Origin of the sequence: Flavobacterium sp. LPB0248, from assembly GCF_013388355.1 — a bacterium.
In the GTDB taxonomy this organism is placed as follows: domain Bacteria; phylum Bacteroidota; class Bacteroidia; order Flavobacteriales; family Flavobacteriaceae; genus Flavobacterium.
In genome coordinates this window covers 56,358-71,776 of record NZ_CP058246.1, presented here as the reverse complement: position 1 = coordinate 71,776, position 15,419 = coordinate 56,358, and the positions used below count along the sequence as shown (strand labels likewise).

The 15,419-nt window shown below is 39.8% G+C and carries 13 protein-coding genes; 8 read left to right on the top strand and 5 right to left on the bottom strand.

All coding sequences use genetic code 11. The features are described from left to right. Positions 1-130 precede the first annotated feature (130 nt). Positions 131-1,144 carry a sensor histidine kinase gene (locus tag LPB248_RS00290; RefSeq protein WP_177209628.1) on the top strand — a complete coding sequence of 338 codons (1,014 nt, stop codon included), beginning with the start codon at positions 131-133 and terminating at the stop codon, positions 1,142-1,144. Then, a complete protein-coding gene (locus LPB248_RS00285) occupies positions 1,114-1,821 on the top strand; it encodes a LytR/AlgR family response regulator transcription factor (protein ID WP_177209627.1) in 708 nt (235 codons plus the stop codon). Before LPB248_RS00290 ends, LPB248_RS00285 begins: the two co-directional genes overlap by 31 nt. Before the next feature lie 245 nt (positions 1,822-2,066). On the opposite strand, the gene LPB248_RS00280 is transcribed toward LPB248_RS00285, so the two are convergent. The 3 genes from LPB248_RS00280 to LPB248_RS00270 all read right to left on the bottom strand — a co-directional run bounded on the left by LPB248_RS00280 (position 2,067) and on the right by LPB248_RS00270 (position 4,063). Continuing rightward, entirely contained in the window at positions 2,067-2,666 is a 600-nt protein-coding gene (locus LPB248_RS00280) for a hypothetical protein (protein WP_177209626.1), read from the bottom strand. 126 nt (positions 2,667-2,792) lie between these two features. Next, positions 2,793-3,386, bottom strand: a complete 594-nt coding sequence (locus LPB248_RS00275; RefSeq protein WP_177209625.1) for a hypothetical protein — start codon at positions 3,384-3,386, stop codon at positions 2,793-2,795. A gap of 149 nt (positions 3,387-3,535) precedes the next feature. Next, on the bottom strand, positions 3,536-4,063 hold the full coding sequence (locus LPB248_RS00270; protein ID WP_177209624.1) for a hypothetical protein: 528 nt from the start codon (positions 4,061-4,063) through the stop codon (positions 3,536-3,538). Between the two features lie 1,046 nt (positions 4,064-5,109). On the opposite strand from LPB248_RS00270, the gene LPB248_RS00265 reads away from it, so the two are divergent. The 4 genes from LPB248_RS00265 (at position 5,110) to LPB248_RS00250 (ending at position 10,681) form a co-directional block, all read left to right on the top strand. Next, complete coding sequence (locus LPB248_RS00265) at positions 5,110-5,709, top strand: hypothetical protein (RefSeq protein WP_218279839.1); 600 nt, start codon at positions 5,110-5,112, stop codon at positions 5,707-5,709. A gap of 704 nt (positions 5,710-6,413) precedes the next feature. Then, complete coding sequence (locus LPB248_RS00260) at positions 6,414-8,462, top strand: T9SS type A sorting domain-containing protein (RefSeq protein WP_177209622.1); 2,049 nt, start codon at positions 6,414-6,416, stop codon at positions 8,460-8,462. A gap of 1,432 nt (positions 8,463-9,894) precedes the next feature. Further along, positions 9,895-10,089, top strand: coding sequence for a hypothetical protein (locus LPB248_RS00255; protein WP_255462969.1), 195 nt, complete (start codon positions 9,895-9,897; stop codon positions 10,087-10,089). 145 nt (positions 10,090-10,234) lie between these two features. After that, positions 10,235-10,681, top strand: a complete 447-nt coding sequence (locus LPB248_RS00250; RefSeq protein ID WP_177209621.1) for a response regulator — start codon at positions 10,235-10,237, stop codon at positions 10,679-10,681. A gap of 84 nt (positions 10,682-10,765) precedes the next feature. On the opposite strand, the gene LPB248_RS00245 is transcribed toward LPB248_RS00250, so the two are convergent. Next, positions 10,766-10,984 (bottom strand): hypothetical protein, encoded by a 219-nt coding sequence (locus LPB248_RS00245; RefSeq protein WP_177209620.1) that lies wholly within the window; start codon positions 10,982-10,984, stop codon positions 10,766-10,768. Between the two features lie 117 nt (positions 10,985-11,101). On the opposite strand from LPB248_RS00245, the gene LPB248_RS00240 reads away from it, so the two are divergent. Next, a complete protein-coding gene (locus tag LPB248_RS00240; RefSeq protein ID WP_177209619.1) occupies positions 11,102-11,470 on the top strand; it encodes a hypothetical protein in 369 nt (122 codons plus the stop codon). A gap of 83 nt (positions 11,471-11,553) precedes the next feature. On the opposite strand, the gene LPB248_RS00235 is transcribed toward LPB248_RS00240, so the two are convergent. Next, positions 11,554-11,841: a DUF6965 family protein gene (locus LPB248_RS00235; RefSeq protein ID WP_255462968.1), complete on the bottom strand. Its 288-nt coding sequence runs from the start codon at positions 11,839-11,841 to the stop codon at positions 11,554-11,556. A 1,588-nt stretch (positions 11,842-13,429) separates the two neighbouring features. Between LPB248_RS00235 and LPB248_RS00230 the strand changes: the two genes are divergently transcribed. After that, positions 13,430-14,923: a DUF1254 domain-containing protein gene (locus tag LPB248_RS00230; RefSeq protein WP_218279838.1), complete on the top strand. Its 1,494-nt coding sequence runs from the start codon at positions 13,430-13,432 to the stop codon at positions 14,921-14,923. The last annotated feature ends 496 nt before the right edge of the window (positions 14,924-15,419 follow it).

Below are 15,419 nucleotides of genomic sequence, written 5' to 3'. Positions count from 1 at the left end.
AATGTATCGCCTATGAATTGGAGCCAATTGAGTTTTTACCCCAACGCCACAGCAATTACGCCAACGCCGTTTGTGTAATTTGGCACTGTGCAGTGCAGCAGTAATTAGATTATAGATTAATTTTGCATGTATGAAACTGATGAATATTTACCGGAATTTTTGGCTTAGGAACCTCATTGTGCTGGCATTTTTTATAGTGCTGATTTTCTTTTGCGTTTGTGCAGATGACACCGACCACGCCATTTTTAAAAAATTTGGGCATCTAAGTGTTTTTTTTAAAATAGTTGTGGGAGTGTTGCCTATTTATGTACTGCAGACGATAAGCAATGTTGTATTGGTGAAAGAGCTTTTTATCAAAAAAAAGTACAGGCTATTCATTTTGGCCTATATCCTTTACTGGTTTCTGGGCCACAAATTTCTGGGATGGTATTTCGCACTGAATGAAATTGGCAGCTTTTCTTTGATTTCTACACTTGCGGCAATCATTAATGGTTTAGGAATCTATTTTCTTCACCTGTACATTCTGCGCAATATTAAAAAGGGCAGGAAGGAGCTTTTAAACACCCAGTTGGAATTGGCGCTGCTCAAAGAGCAGTTAAATCCCCATTTTCTGCTTAATGCCATGAATAATCTCTACGGAGAAGCATTGTCAGTCCCGGAGAATGTCGCCGAGAGAATATTAAACCTCTCCAAACTTTTACGCTATCAGGTGGAGGCCTCAAGGAAAGATCTGGTCATTTTATCCGAGGAGATCAATTTCTTGAAACGGTATGCGGACTATTATAAATTCAGAAATGACAGGCTTGCTGTAACCCAGAGTTATGCGGGGCCCCAGGATAAAGTATTGGTTCCTCCGCTTTTGTTTATGTCTTTGCTGGAGAATGCTGTAAAATTTTCTTCTCAGACAGATAAGCCCTGTATTGATTTTGAGATTAGAGTTCATTGTGATAATCTATCATTTAAAATAAAGAATAATTATCCGGATGAGCAGGGGCAAAACAAGGGAACTGGAATTGGGCTTCTGAACCTGAAGAGGCGTCTGGAGGTTTATGAGTATAAACATGAATTGGCTTATTATAGGGAAGATGATCTATTCATCGTAAAATTAAATATATGGGGACTATCTACCGCTGTCTTATCATAGACGATGAGTCGCCTGCCCACAGTGCATTGGCATCTCATATTTCCAAATTTGATTTCTTGGAGCATACTGCAAGCGCTTATAGCGGCAGAGAGGCGCTCCAGCTGCTCAATGAGTTTGAGTATGAAGTGATTTTTCTAGATATCAATATGCCTTTGATTTCAGGTGTGGACTTAATGGAACTTCAGCCCAACAGACCTCTTACCATTGTAACGACGGCCTATTCGGATTATGCTTTAACGGCATTCAAGCACCAGGCAATTGATTATCTGCTCAAACCTATTTCGCTGGAAGACTTTACCAGAGCTATTGAAAAACTAAAGGTCTATTATGCCGGATACGAATTGTCTAAAGGAAAAAAAGCCCAAAGCAAGAGCCTGTCCTTTAAGATTAATGGTGAGAACCATTCCTTTGCCCACAGCACCATTATTTTTATAGAAAGCTTTGGGCACTATCTTAAAATACATCTTGAGAACAGTAGGGTGCCGGTTGTAATTTACGGAACCTTACTGAATTTCTTAAGCGAAATAGGGGATCCTGATTTTATCAGGGTGCACCGCTCCTTTATTGTCAATAGAAAAAAAATAAAATCCTATAAGCAGAATGTCCTGATACTGCAGAATGAGAAAACGGTGCCGGTTGGCAGAAAATATAAAATCCTTTTGGATCAGGGCCATTAATTTTCAGCCGTAAGGATTTTGGCTTTGGCAGCACGCATTTTGCAGATCACGCGGGCAGGCTGGATTGGAAAATAACTTATTTTCTGAAGATTCTTCTGCGTTGGTCATGATCTGCTTGGTTATATGCATAAGACTTAGTCTGTTTTACGGTTTTTCAATATAAAAGGAATCAGGCGGCTATTTCGGTCTGATTCTTTTTTGGATCTTCTGCAGCTTTTCATTTTCTCAATGAAAAAAAAGATCAGTTAGGAAGGATCGTAGTCGTAATTCTTAACCAGCATTAGCAAGATAGTCCATCTGTCCCGCTTTTTCTCCAGTATATAGACATGTTCCGGCTCTCCTCCGGTATAGAATATGGAGGAGTATTTTAAGATGGAATATTTTTTATCACGACTCAGAATAGGCTTTGATATGATATGCCCCATTGCGCTTATCGATATGGCACCGTCATGGATTTTTGACATCAGCTCCTCTTTTTCAATTATCGGAATATCAAAAGCTCCAAGTTTTTTTGCGCTCCAATCGTAGGGCTGGCTATCCTTTTTATAAGCAGGCTTCAATTGGCTTATTTCCTCAGCGCCTATTGGCCAGTTTTTGATGCCTGTGGGCGAGAACTCAATTCTCTTCTTATTTATGGGAAGATTTTTATCGGAGTTGGCCTGCTGGCAAATGTCTAGGACATTTTCGTCTGAAGCGGCTTCCTTTATAAGATAGGACGCATTGGCGTATGGAATGTTTTTAAGATTCTTTTCCCTGGCGAAATCCTGCACGATCTGCCGCTCTATTTTTGTCGTGGAGCAGGAAGCTGCCAGAATTCCTGCCATTGCTATAATTAATTGTTTCATGATTTTTAAGTTTTCCTGTTTTATGCATTGGTGAAAGACATTAATTAGGAACATTTATACCGCTATGGAGCTTTATTTTTTTATAGTATGGGTCTTATCAGCTGCGGTTTTCAAAGTATCCGTTTTTTACTGAAAAACATTCGGGTCATAAAACTCTGCTTCTATTAGCCATCGATTATTCACTTTTTTGGCTAGACAGACTTTTTTGGCGATGCTGCTCATGGGCAAAAAGCTGTAATAGTAAAAAAGGGCATATTTTCCATCCGCAGTCACAATTGGCCTTGATATTATATTTCCGGATGAAGTGGGCGGCAGAACCTGTCTGGCTATTTCATACTCCAGATCTTTTCGGCTTATTATCGGAATATCGAGAGAATTGAAATTTTTGCTATTCCAGCTCTCAGACTGGCCTGCTTTATTGCTTTCCTGTAATTGGGCAAGCTCATTTTCATCTATTGGCCAGTTTTTAAAACTGCCGGGCAAAACCTCTATGCGTTTTTTTCCGGCAGGCAGGCTTTTATCGGCATAGGCCATCTGATAGTATTCTAAAGATTTTGCGCTCGGGCCCGATTCTTCAATCAGATAGGCTGGAGAGGCGTTTGGATTATTTTTAAGATTCTTTTCTTTTACAAAATCCTGAACGATCTGTTCTTCGACTTTAATTGCTGAACAGGAAGCCGAAAGCATGCCTGCTATTGCCATTATTATTAGCTGTTTCATAATTTTAAGCTCACAGAGCGTAGACATATAGCAAAGAAGGCTCCCTCTTAAAATGAGAGAGCCTTTGTAAAAAATAGCAGGCATATATTTGGCCTTCTGGTGATCAGTATTCTTTGCTCTTTCTTGCATATATCTAAAACAAGAATACATCATTTAGAACTGACCATTCCAATTTCTTTGATTTTAAATTGGCCGTAATAGTTTTTTTCATCGGCAGTCCAGCGCCCCTGATTTTTTTTGAGCAGTGCTGTAACCTTCGAGGCTGAAATGGGAGTTTCCCATTCCACAAATAATATCAGAGGATTCTCCTTATTTTTTATCTTTTTATTTTTTGCCTTTGCATCATAAAAGTTTAAGCTCAAATCGGGGCTCAGATTTATATTTTTGGCGCTGAGACCATTTGAGTAGTCTTTTATGTCCAATTCTAAATCTTCCAATAAGACATTTAATTCTTTTCCCATATAGAATTCTTTATCTGATAAAAAATTAGTCTGCAGATATTTTAAAGTGTCCCCTTTAAATTCAGCAAGAGGCTTATGGTATGGGTTCTTAAATTTACTATTGCCTGCGCATACAGCAGTGTCATTTTGAGATTTTGCATTCCTTAAAGCCTGTCTCGGTTTGCATGCGACAGACATCAGAATTATAAAGAATAAGGCATATTTTATGTTTTTCATTTTCATTTTATCCGTGATTGTTAGGAAGGATATAATTTTTAAGGATAGAATACATAAGACGGTGTTTTATTTATAGAGATGTTCTAGTGCTTCCATTAAAGAGCCTATTGTAAGGAGGAACAGTGCAAGAAGCATGCAGCATAATGAGAATTTCGCGCTTATAATCTTTGCTTTATAAAAAATGGATTCTTTATTTCCTTTTCTGAATTTTTCCAAATTCCCATTGTATAATGTATAGAGCAGGTAGGCCATCGCCATATAGGCGCAGGATTTAAGCAATAGAAGATATACGTATTCCATGTTTGTGTTTAAATTAATCTAAATCGATTAGCCGCATTTCTGCAGTTATTTCTTTCTATTTCCATTTTGGCTTTAATAAAGGATCTTGAAAGGCTAAAATAGCCGGAAATTTTAAATCTGGATTTTAAATCTGATTGAAAAGCTTTTAAAATCGGTTAGATTGAATTCTTTTCCCGTTAGGCTTATGCAGCAAAGGATGGATAAGAAACCAGATATTAAGGCATAGTAATTTGCATTATGGACTAAAGAGGCATTTTTTTGCAAAACTGCCCGGTAAAGTCCGCATAATGCCCAATAGGGGATTTGCCCTTTTCAGGCTTCATGCATTTAATGCCAATTTGTTTTTTCTGCTGTCACTGGCGTAAAATATCTGTCGTTGGCGTAAAAAAAAAGAAATCATTTTCATTATCGAATACTTTTATGCTGAATTAAAAATAAGCAGAAATGATTTTTTTTGCCGGCGGCGCTATTCTTTGAATGATCGGCTTGCAGGGAGCTCCAGATCCGGCCCAAAGCAGAGGCTGTCAGGATTAGGCCCGATAGGGGGGCTTTCAATGGCTGTTCCCGATTCAGGCATTCGGCGCAGAGTTCCGCATATCTGAATTTATTTTTTTTAATTGCAGGAGGTGCCGTCTGGTCTGAGCGGTCCAAGGCTAAATCAGTAATGATTTGAAAGATGTTTCTGGTAGGGCTTTCAAGAAAGATGTGTCTCTGCTTATGCGACGAGATATGCAGGTTTGCCTGAATTGAAATCACCAGGTCTTTGGCTGCCTTTAAGAAAAATATTGCCTGAGCCGCATGCAGGTTTATCAGCGAGAAATGCTAAGAATAATTTTGATATGGATTCTAATATAAAAAAAGAGAACTGCCTGAAAGAGGCCAATTATACAATAATTGATGTTTTTCAGGGGAAAAGCGAGGATGTTTTCGAACATTTAATAAAGGTTGACCTTGCCCAGATACTAAAAAGGCATGGCATCTTTCCAGGAGTTTATGTACATGCCGGAAGCTATGAAAGGTTTAGATCCGGATCGGAAAATGTCCTGTATTTTGATGATTATTCTATGATTGGTCATGATCTTCTTTTTTACATACCTAACATTTCATTTGTTTTGCGGTTTTTCAATTTAAAAGGGACCGGACGGTATTTTTTCAAAGAGATACGGTGCTATGTGCATGTAAAGCAGCTTTATGTTGATGCCGTCCAGGTGACATTTGATTTTACTTTTGTCACTTCTGGAGATTTTCAGGGCTTTTTCTTCCATCTTTTTATTAAACATCCCTTGATATCGTATATCAATACTGGCATGGATAATCTAAAAATGAAGCTGCGCGGCAGTTTATAATGCCGGGATATGTTTTTCTAAATTTTATTGCTATGCAGCGCCTGCCGGGACTTTATTTTTTGTGGATTATAAAAAAGAGTATCAATTTAAATATTGAGAAAAAATCGCTTGTCAGGCTTTTACCCATAAAGCTTTCTGTTTCTGATTTGGCAGAGGAGATATTCTTTAGCTGAAAAAGCAATCTCCATGGCAAGTGATGGGGCACTCTTAGCCGCTAGGTTTCCCAGGCAGGTGCCTGTGTAGTATTTGGTTAAAAAATCCGCAGCAGAACTGCTGATTCTCAACCGAAAGTTGTCGTTTTTTTTATGAGAGTTCCATTTTGCGGCAGGCCATCTGCTTTTTTGGCGGCCTCATGGCATTTTTCTGCTTTTCAGAGATGGGTTTGCGCTCCAGGATCTGCATTGCTGTTTTTTGGCTTGGCCGTATATTTTTGCCGGACTATCAGGGGCGTGTAAAATTTTTCGGCGATCTGAAAAAAAAGTTTGCCATTGAAAGAAAAAAAGCTATATTTGAATTCAGACCAGACCAGACCAGACTACAAGCGGTAAGGTGGATTTAGCTGCAAATTGCAGCAAAAAATTAAAGAGCTTGACTTTTGGGACACATTTTTTTTGTTTTCCCGAAATCTTTAAACCCAGCGGCAATTTATATCGATTTTTCAATAATAACTTCCTTACTAGCTAATAACCTTAAACCTAAAAATCATGAAACAAAGAATTTTGCCATTGACCCTTATTCGGTATTTCTGTACCCTAACTGTGCTGGCTGCCTTTTGTGCGCCACAACAGCTGTCCGCCCAACCGCCGGCCGGCTATGCCCTGGCGTTTGAAGATAACTTCGAGGGCAATTCGCTCAATACCGCCAACTGGTATTACCGCGCCTTCTCCAGGCCTACCAAAGGATACAATATGGCAGAAAATGTATCTGTTGAAACGGCCGAAGGGACGGGCTACCTGAGGATCAATTTCAAAGGGGATGCAGATGTGGACAATGACGGAGCGCCGGATTTTACAGGCGGGGGCATAATTTCCAAAAAGCCTTTCGGCTACGGGTATTATGAAGCCCGCATAAAATTCTATAACGCAACAAAAGGACTGCACCAGTCATTCTGGACCCATGGAATGGGCAAATATGCCTACAGCTCCGGGGAAGATGGCTACACGGAAAGCGCTAAAAATGATATGCTGCCCACTGAGAACTGGCTTTCGGAAATAGATGGAATTGAGCTGGATTCCAATACCAATTTTGGCTTTACCAATTTTCATTTCAACCTGCTTCCCTGCAATTGCCCCACGCAAATCGCCACTAAACCGCATCGCAATCATCCCGCCGAGTATATGAACCTCTCCAATTGGATAACAGTGGGATTTGAGTGGTCTCCGGGCATGGTGGTATATTATGTGGACGGGATAGAGAGGCAGCGCTTCAGTTATACCAATACTTTATTTTCGCCGGCCGAGGTATGGCTCACCGCACTGGCGGGTTATGGTGGGGACCTCAGTACGGCTCCTCTTCCCGGAGCGGCAATGAGAGTCGATTATTTCAGGTACTACAATAAGCCTGTCTGGGGCAACATGCTGGGGAATTTCAGTTTCGAATTCGGCAAAAAAAGCGAGGAGGCAGTCAAGAACTGGACCGTTAACGATAATGTTTATGACAACGAATCAACCGATGGCGCCAGGGTGGTATTTAATGGAACGGCTCAGGAAGGGGAGGGATATCTGGCACAGGACTTTAAGGCAGATGGATCCGCACTTACAGTCAAACAGAATTTAGCCCACATTCCTAACGGCTCCTATAGAATGACTGCCTGGGTAAAACGCTCACCGGGATCCGGTTCTGCCCATATGCGGGTGCTGAACTATGGAAGCGCCAAGTCGGCGGCCATTCCGGCTGCCAATGCCTGGACACAGATAAGCATAGATAATATAGAGATCTCCAATAATCAGATAACGGCGGGCTTTACCACAGAGAATGGAACCGCAGGACAATCCATTATGGTCGATAGGGTGGAGCTGCTCAACAAGAGCTTTGGGGAACCTGCCCCCTGCGCGCTTATTGTCGATAATGTGGATCCTGGCTATTCGGAATCCGGATCCTGGAATGACAGCGGGCTTACCGGTTATAATAATACCGCTACGCGCCAAAGCTCCTCTGCTGGTGGGTATGCGAGATGGACGCCCAATATCCCGGCAGCCGGCCTCTACGATGCATACCTTTACAGGATCGTAGATTCAAATTCAGACGGCAATTCCAAACTCACAGTAAATTATGCCGGTGGTGAAGCTGCCTTGTTCATCAATGATACGCTAACGTCAAGCACCAGATCGGGCTGGGTGTTCATCGGCACTTATCCATTTGAAGAGGGCACTGCGGGCTATGTGCAAAAAGCGAAAAGCCCAACCGGGGCTACGGTCAGAGGCGATGCGGTCGCCTTCATTAAGCCGGGTTCGCCTCTCTCAGGGGCATGTGAGGATATTCAGGGCAGAAAGATAAGCTCTCAGGCTATTATTGTCTATCCCAATCCGGTAGCTGCAGACAGTTTCAGCCTAAGCTATGAGCTAGCCGAGCCGGGAGAGGCAAGCGTTGAGATTTATTCTCTGGCCGGCTCTCTGGTCAGCAGCCAGAAATTTAAGGCTGCCAATTCAGGGCCCCAGCAGGAAAATATAAAATTTGAAGGGCCGCCGGGCACCTATATAGTAAACGTGCGTTACGGAACAAAAGTGGAAAAAACAATTTTAATGAAAAATTAAACAACAGGAAGGAAATGTAGTTTCGAATTCGGCTAAAAGACAGGGAATCAGTTAAAAACCGGATCATTTGTGATGGTGCGCAGGACAGCAGATTAAGGGATAACTCAGGGTGATCTATGATGGAAGAGCTCTGCTGGTAAGCATAGACAATATAGAGGTAACGACTAATCACTTATCTCAGTGGACCAATTACCATTATAGCTTGCCATTTCACTCTTAAGTGAAGCCAAGAATTCGTTTAAACTATTATTTTCACAATACTAACTGTAAGGAAGGAAATGAATTGAAATGATGTCCTTGGCAAGATGTATAACTTGCCAAGGATTTTTTCTGTTATATTTTATGCACCTGGCATCATATATAAAGGCTATCCACATGACACCAAATCGTTTTTATCCATTATATCTCTTGGCCAAACTTTATCAAAAAACAGGACAAAAAAATAAAGCAAAACATTTAACTATCTGATTTGGTCTGTCTCATTTATTTTTATTTACGTGCTGTCTGGGATAATATTTAATGGAAACCATATCTGGATGAGCTTAACAGCGCAGATAGCTACTATTATATTGACTTATTTCTATGTAGAGCTTACTAAATCAAAAATAGCAAGTGGATTTATAAACATTATATTGCCGCTTTTAACTTTACTGTGGGGGCCATCTTTATTTTTCGCAGGCTATCTATATAGAGTAATGTGGATTTGTTTATTAATGGTACCGCTTCTTTATGTGATCACTTGTTTTTTATATTCGCGCAAACGGAAGCAAACTAATTTTTTGCTTCAGTGGAGCGGCAATTAAATTTGTAAAAATGAGAACATGAAATTCAGATGATTATGAAATATTAAACCGTTTTAAAATGAGATTTCATTTTCTGAAATTGAACTGTAATCAAAAAAAATGGCGCCAATTGCCTTTGTGGCCTCGACGGGAGAAATTACAATAAATTTTTTGGGAGATTTGAAGAGACTGGCTTTCTATATGCAGCGTCTGTCTTCTATTGGCTTTGTAAATTTGGTTTAGATGCCCCCTTGGGGATTGATGCAAAAAAATATAAAAGCCCAATTGGTTTATCGCATTAAACTGATATGTAAATTTACAAACCTTTTGGAGCATTTTAAAAGAATGTTTTAAGTTAAGAAAGGGTTGCCTTTCTTTGGCTCTATGAATTGCTATCTGGGATTTAGGAATAAACCAATTTTAGACCTCAGTTGAACTGCAGCATTTAATATCAGAAAATTGCAATAAAGCAAAAGAGAAAAAAAATCATATATTAGGCCCTCTTAAATCTTAAGACATTTTTATATCTGATTATTTAAGCTCTTTAGACTGTATTTGGAATAGATATTTTATAAAACCTTCCAGTGAAATTATAATATTTTTACAGCTGGTGTTTTTTAAATCTAGGATAAAATTTAAAAACGAAGATTATGAGATCAATATGGGCGGGTTCGGTGAGTTTTGGATTGATAAATATTCCAATCAAGATCTTTTCAGCAGTGGAAGAGAGCAGTCTGGATATGGACATGCCGGATAAAAAGGGCCATGGCAATATCAAATTCAAACGGGCAAATTCAAACGGGCAACGAAGCCGATTTTGCCAAATTTGCAGCGCTTTTTTTTAAAAATTAGCCGTATATTTGCTTTTCACCATACATCAAGACATAATTCTATCGTTTGCCTATTTGCAGAGCCTTATTGGTTCTTTAACCATAACTCCTGCAGATTGCCAAGGCCCCCTTGCCTTGGACTGCCCTAAATGTGAAAGCGATGGCACATCAGAATGCCCCTAAAATTATTTATCACGCAGATGACGATGAAGACGACAGGCTGCTGTTTTTGGATGCCCTGGAGGATTTAAGCCTTCCTGCTGTGGTTCAGGGCGCCCGCGACGGGCAGGAACTGCTCCATACCCTTGACAAGAACAAGGGCCGCCTGCCTGATATGATTTTTCTGGACATCAATATGCCGATCAAGAACGGATTTGACTGCCTTGCGGAAATCCGCAGAAGGGAGGATGCCCTGAAAGAAGTGAGGATCATTATGCTCTCCACAAGCAAAAGCCCCGATAATATCGAGCTCTGCCATAAGCTCGGCGCTGATTTCTATGCCGTGAAGCCAAGCAGCTTTCAGGGGCTCAAGGACCTTTTGCAGAAAGTGTTTGAAATGGACTGGGGAAGCGTGCAGAAAAGCGGCAATAGATTTCTTATTGCCTGAAAAGGATATCCGAATTGTATTTTTGGAACGATAAATTTTACCTGCTGGCATCTCCAGTGCGGCTCCTAAGTACTCTGTGCATTCTCAGCCGTTTATTTTTTCCTTATGGTAGCGCGAGAGCCATTTCTGCATTTTTTCAAGCAGCTGGATGTGCTGGGGATCACCTGCGGGGTCACTGAGTCCTGTGATGGTCCTGTGGTAATGGAATTTTTTATCTTCAAAAAGGCAGGTGAATTTGGGGTGCTCGTTGTGGGAGACCAGCCACTGGCCTTTTTCTGTCTTTTTTATTTCAAACTTCTTCATTTTCATTATCTCTTTAACGGCTCCTCTAAAAGGCAGGGATGTTTTCTGCAGTGGCGCTGATAGGGCGTTATGGAGTGCAAAAATAGAAAAATTATTGCTGATGGCCGATAGTTGATTGTGTCTGCTCTTGTTGTTGTTGTTGTTGTTGTTGTTGTTGTTGTTGTTGTTGTTGTTGTTGTTGTTGTTGTTGTTGTTGTTGTTGTTGTTGTTGTTGTTGTTGTTGTTGTTGTTGTTGTTGTTGTTGTTGTTGTTGTTGTTGTTGTTGTTGTTGTTGTTGTTGTTGTTGTTGTCTGGCTCTTTAGATTGTGTATTATATTGTTTTTCGGAAGCTTTTTCCCGCTATGCGTTTTACCCGATCGAAAGCGAACTGGCGAAGCAATCGGGGCTAGTAGGGCAGGACATCAATGTTTTTGCGCTTTAATCCAAGTATACGCTGTCGGTCTAATTTTTAATTCAAACAATGTTCCAATACGGCATCCGCTGTAGGCGCCCTTTCATGGATATCTGCAATTCTGTCCCAATTGGCCGCAAAGCAGCCTTTTGACCGGCCGGACTTTAGATGATGACGGCTATTGGTCTGTCTGCGGGCTGCTGTTCTGCTGGGTGGTATTTTCTTCCCCTATCGGATTCTCTTCTGATAAAGCCGGCTGCTGCTGCGCTTTTTTCATCAGAAGATAGAAATCCCTCAGGTGCCAGAAGGCGGGGCATCTCTCCACAGGGCCGCTGAAGTTTCTGATGGTCAAATAGCAGCTCCTTAGAAACACCTGCGTATCGGTGATATTGGCCCACTCGGTAAGTCTTACTTCCTTGGGCGGGGGATTATGCTCAAAATATCTTTTTATCTCTTCAGGATTCATGGGGCAAAATTAGGCAAAAATCCCTGTCCTGTCAAGGGATTCGGGGGAGAGGCGCGGGATTTTTTTTGGTGTTTCTGCGCTTTTTTTTCAAGAGGCCCGACACTCACAGAACTGGCTGTTTGTTTATTGGAGTTTTTATTTGGTATTAGTTTTTAGGGCTGTTTTTTAGGTTTGGTTTTTAGATTTTGGTTTTTGGGTTTGGTTTTTAGATTGTTTTTTTTGGGAGCTTTTTCCCGCTATACGCTGCAATCTTCTGCGCCGAAACCCGGCGCAGAAGGATTTCCGCTGCTATCGGGGCTAGGGGCAGCTGTATGGTGAGTTTTGTTTTTGGAGAGTTAAATATTGACATCTCTTTGCTTAATTAAAAATTACGAGTTGTCACTTAAAAAAAGAAATGGCACCAATTCTCTTCAATTGGCGCCATTTGGCTTTGTGACGGCTACTGAACAATTTACAAACCATTTTATGAATGATTTAAAGAAATTGGCTTACTTTCAAGTGAATTTGTAAGATAATTATTTTTATTTTTTATTTGGAAGCGGTTTGTATGTATTGTAAGGGTTAAAAGTTAAAAAATGTTAAAACATCTATATATTTATATTTATTAAGATATAAAGGTTTAGAATAAAATTTTTGACAATAAAATTTATTACTTCCTGAAGAAAGTGAGCCAGTTTTTAGTAAAATTATATAATAATTCGTAGATTATTCAAATTAAAATTTGGTAAGGATACTAGTGTTTTCATATTGCTTTAATCCAATCAGAAAGTAATTGAATTGGACATTTAATTTGTCTATTCTCTGGACGATAAAAAATATTTAATTAACTCATTAAATGTCGTTCGATTGAGGTTAAAAATTGATTTATTTCTATAAAATACTATACAATTCTACAACTATTATCGAGGATTTTGAAAGAATGTTTTAAGTTAAGGTAAAATTGTCTTTCTATGGCTCTATAAATTACAATCTTGTATTTAAATAAATCTTTTTCATTTTTTTATGGTTTGATAAGTCTTCCCGATATTTTGTGTACATATGTAGTTGAATGGTTTGCTGAACTTATTTAATATTCTCATTAACATTTTGTGGCATGATAGTGCCAAGTCCAGAGCAAAAATTGCCATGACTTGACATAAGCAAAAACGATACTTGGACGAGAAGCTCTAGTTAATGTTGTTGATTTTTATACTTGTGCATAAAAGTGAATGTATTTTAAAAAAAATATTGTAGCTTTAAACTGTATAATAATTTGAAATTGTTTATTTTTTAGTAGATTATGTAAGGTTTCGGCAATTTCAGATTTTAAGCACGCTAATATTCAGGAACAGATTTTGTATCAACGAGGAATAGAATCTGCCATTTGGTGCATGCTGGCAGTACATTTTCAACTAGCGGTTGATGCTTTTGCTAAAATCAACTGCACCTGAATCCGGCGAATCAAATTGAATTCCAACGGACCCTAAAGGGAAATTTAAAATTTTAGCCCGCTTTTAAGGCCCAACTCCAAAGCTGTATGATCAGAGGTGGAAACTAAATGACGTAGAAAAAATTAAATAAGCTATAGTTATTTTTTAAATTTTAAAAGATGAAAAACAAATTGATTTTAATCATTGTACTTCTTGCAATGACAGCCTGCAATAAGAATAAAAGTGATAAAAATGGAACATTCTCTTCTGCAGAAACTGATGCTGATGTTTCAGGCAAATTTTCGGATTCAGTACCGAATGGCCCCGATGTAAATGTAAAGATTACAGAATCTTATGCAAGACAGGTCGCAAGAGATGCCTATTTCTGGGCTTGGCCAATGGAAAACATTTACAACAGACGTCTTGCGTTCAAGCAGTCACCAAAAGTAGGTCTTATGAATGGCGTACTGCCATTTGCGCCATTAAATTCTTTGGCAATGTTGCATGATTATATTAAGCCTGAACAGCGCTGGGTTGCCTGTCCAAATCAGGATGTGGTTTACGGAGCTGCTATTGCCGCTCTTGATGAGACTCCCGTCGTGATACAGGTTCCGGATTTTGGCAAGCGTTTCTGGGTATATCAGGTGGTGGATCTTCGCACAGATGCTTTTGCCCAGCTTGGGAAGATGTATGGTACAAAACCAGGGTTTTACATGCTGGCGGGGCCTAACTGGAAAGGAGAGGTGCCTAAAGGAATCACTAAAGTATTTTACAGCAAAACAGGCACAGCCTTTATTGTACCTAGAGTTTTTCAGGATGATACGCCCTCAGATAAAAATGCAGTCCAGGCCATAATTAATTCTATTGATGTCTATGCTCTGGATAAATTTGACGGAAAAATGAAACAGCAGGACTGGAGTAGGCTTCCATCCTTAGGTTCGCCGACAAAAGATGGCGGATCTGAAGAAACGAAATGGGTCTTTCCAGATACCTTTTTCGATCAGCTTCCTATTGTATTGAAAGATGCTCCTCCATTGCCCGGCGAGGAAGCTCGTTACGCACAGGTACTGTCGGTGATCGAAGCAGCAAAGAAAGATTCTGCATTGAAAAAAGCGATGATTGATGAAGCCCATAAAGCGGACAAAGAACTGGTTGATCCATTACTGCAATTTCGCAACTGGGGAATACCTCTTCCAGGGAACTGGACTACTGCCGATAACTGTGCTGCTTTTGGAACGGATTATTTCACCCGTACAGCCATAGCAAAATCCAATATACTGGTGAATGCAGGTAAAGAAACAAAGTATTTTTATCAGGATCTCGATTCAAAAGGATCTCGACTGAATGGTTCTAAACAGTATACCCTGACATTTGCAAAAGGTAACCTTCCGCCTGTAGACGGCTTCTGGTCTCTTACACTTTATGACGAGCATCACTTTTTCTATCCCAATGTCATAAAACGCTATTCGGTTGGAACCAAAAACCGGGATTTAAAGTACAATGTCGATGGTTCCCTTACATTGTATGTGCAGCATGCGGAGCCGGAAGGGGACAAAAAAGCCAATTGGCTGCCAAGCCCTGCAGATGATTTCTGTTTATATTTCAGATGCTACGGCCCAAAGCAGTCCGTTATTAAAAATCAATGGACGCCTCCGTCTGTAGTAAAAATTTAATTTCAGTCAAAAAGAGAAAGTAAAGGAAAAAATTATTTTAAGTTGATTATATAGTAAAAATAAATAAAAAATGGCGCCAATTGTCTTCAATTGGCGCCATTTGGCGTTGTGACCTCTACGGGACAAATTACCATAAATTTTTTGGAAGATTTGAAGAGATTGGCCTACTACAAATAAGGGTTGTCTTTCATTGGCTTTCCAAATTTGGTTTAGACGTCCTGTTGGGGATTGGTGTAAAAATTATAAAAACAAAATTGTTTTTATGTCAGTAAACTAATAAACAATTCCACTAATATTATGGAGGATTCGTAAAGATTTGCATACTAAAAGCATGGCGGATACCAGTTTTTAAACAGTATAAATCGAAGTGGAAGTTATTATTTTAGAAACGTAATTCCTATGAGGATAGCAGGATTCGAACTTTAAGGTTGAACCCACTGTATTGATACTCTTGAACCACTGTGCACAGATTCTGCGCCAAATTCACATAGTAATT

Coding starts and splice junctions, on each gene's coding strand:
- LPB248_RS00290 (WP_177209628.1), top strand. CDS start 131: ATGAAACTGATGAATATTTACCGGAATTTTTGGCTTAGGAACCTCATT.
- LPB248_RS00245 (WP_177209620.1), bottom strand. CDS start 10,984: ATGAAGAAGTTTGAAATAAAAAAGACAGAAAAAGGCCAGTGGCTGGTC.
- LPB248_RS00285 (WP_177209627.1), top strand. CDS start 1,114: ATGGGGACTATCTACCGCTGTCTTATCATAGACGATGAGTCGCCTGCC.
- LPB248_RS00255 (WP_255462969.1), top strand. CDS start 9,895: ATGAGATCAATATGGGCGGGTTCGGTGAGTTTTGGATTGATAAATATT.
- LPB248_RS00230 (WP_218279838.1), top strand. CDS start 13,430: ATGAAAAACAAATTGATTTTAATCATTGTACTTCTTGCAATGACAGCC.
- LPB248_RS00250 (WP_177209621.1), top strand. CDS start 10,235: ATGGCACATCAGAATGCCCCTAAAATTATTTATCACGCAGATGACGAT.
- LPB248_RS00235 (WP_255462968.1), bottom strand. CDS start 11,841: ATGAATCCTGAAGAGATAAAAAGATATTTTGAGCATAATCCCCCGCCC.
- LPB248_RS00270 (WP_177209624.1), bottom strand. CDS start 4,063: ATGAAAAACATAAAATATGCCTTATTCTTTATAATTCTGATGTCTGTC.
- LPB248_RS00275 (WP_177209625.1), bottom strand. CDS start 3,386: ATGAAACAGCTAATAATAATGGCAATAGCAGGCATGCTTTCGGCTTCC.
- LPB248_RS00260 (WP_177209622.1), top strand. CDS start 6,414: ATGAAACAAAGAATTTTGCCATTGACCCTTATTCGGTATTTCTGTACC.
- LPB248_RS00280 (WP_177209626.1), bottom strand. CDS start 2,666: ATGAAACAATTAATTATAGCAATGGCAGGAATTCTGGCAGCTTCCTGC.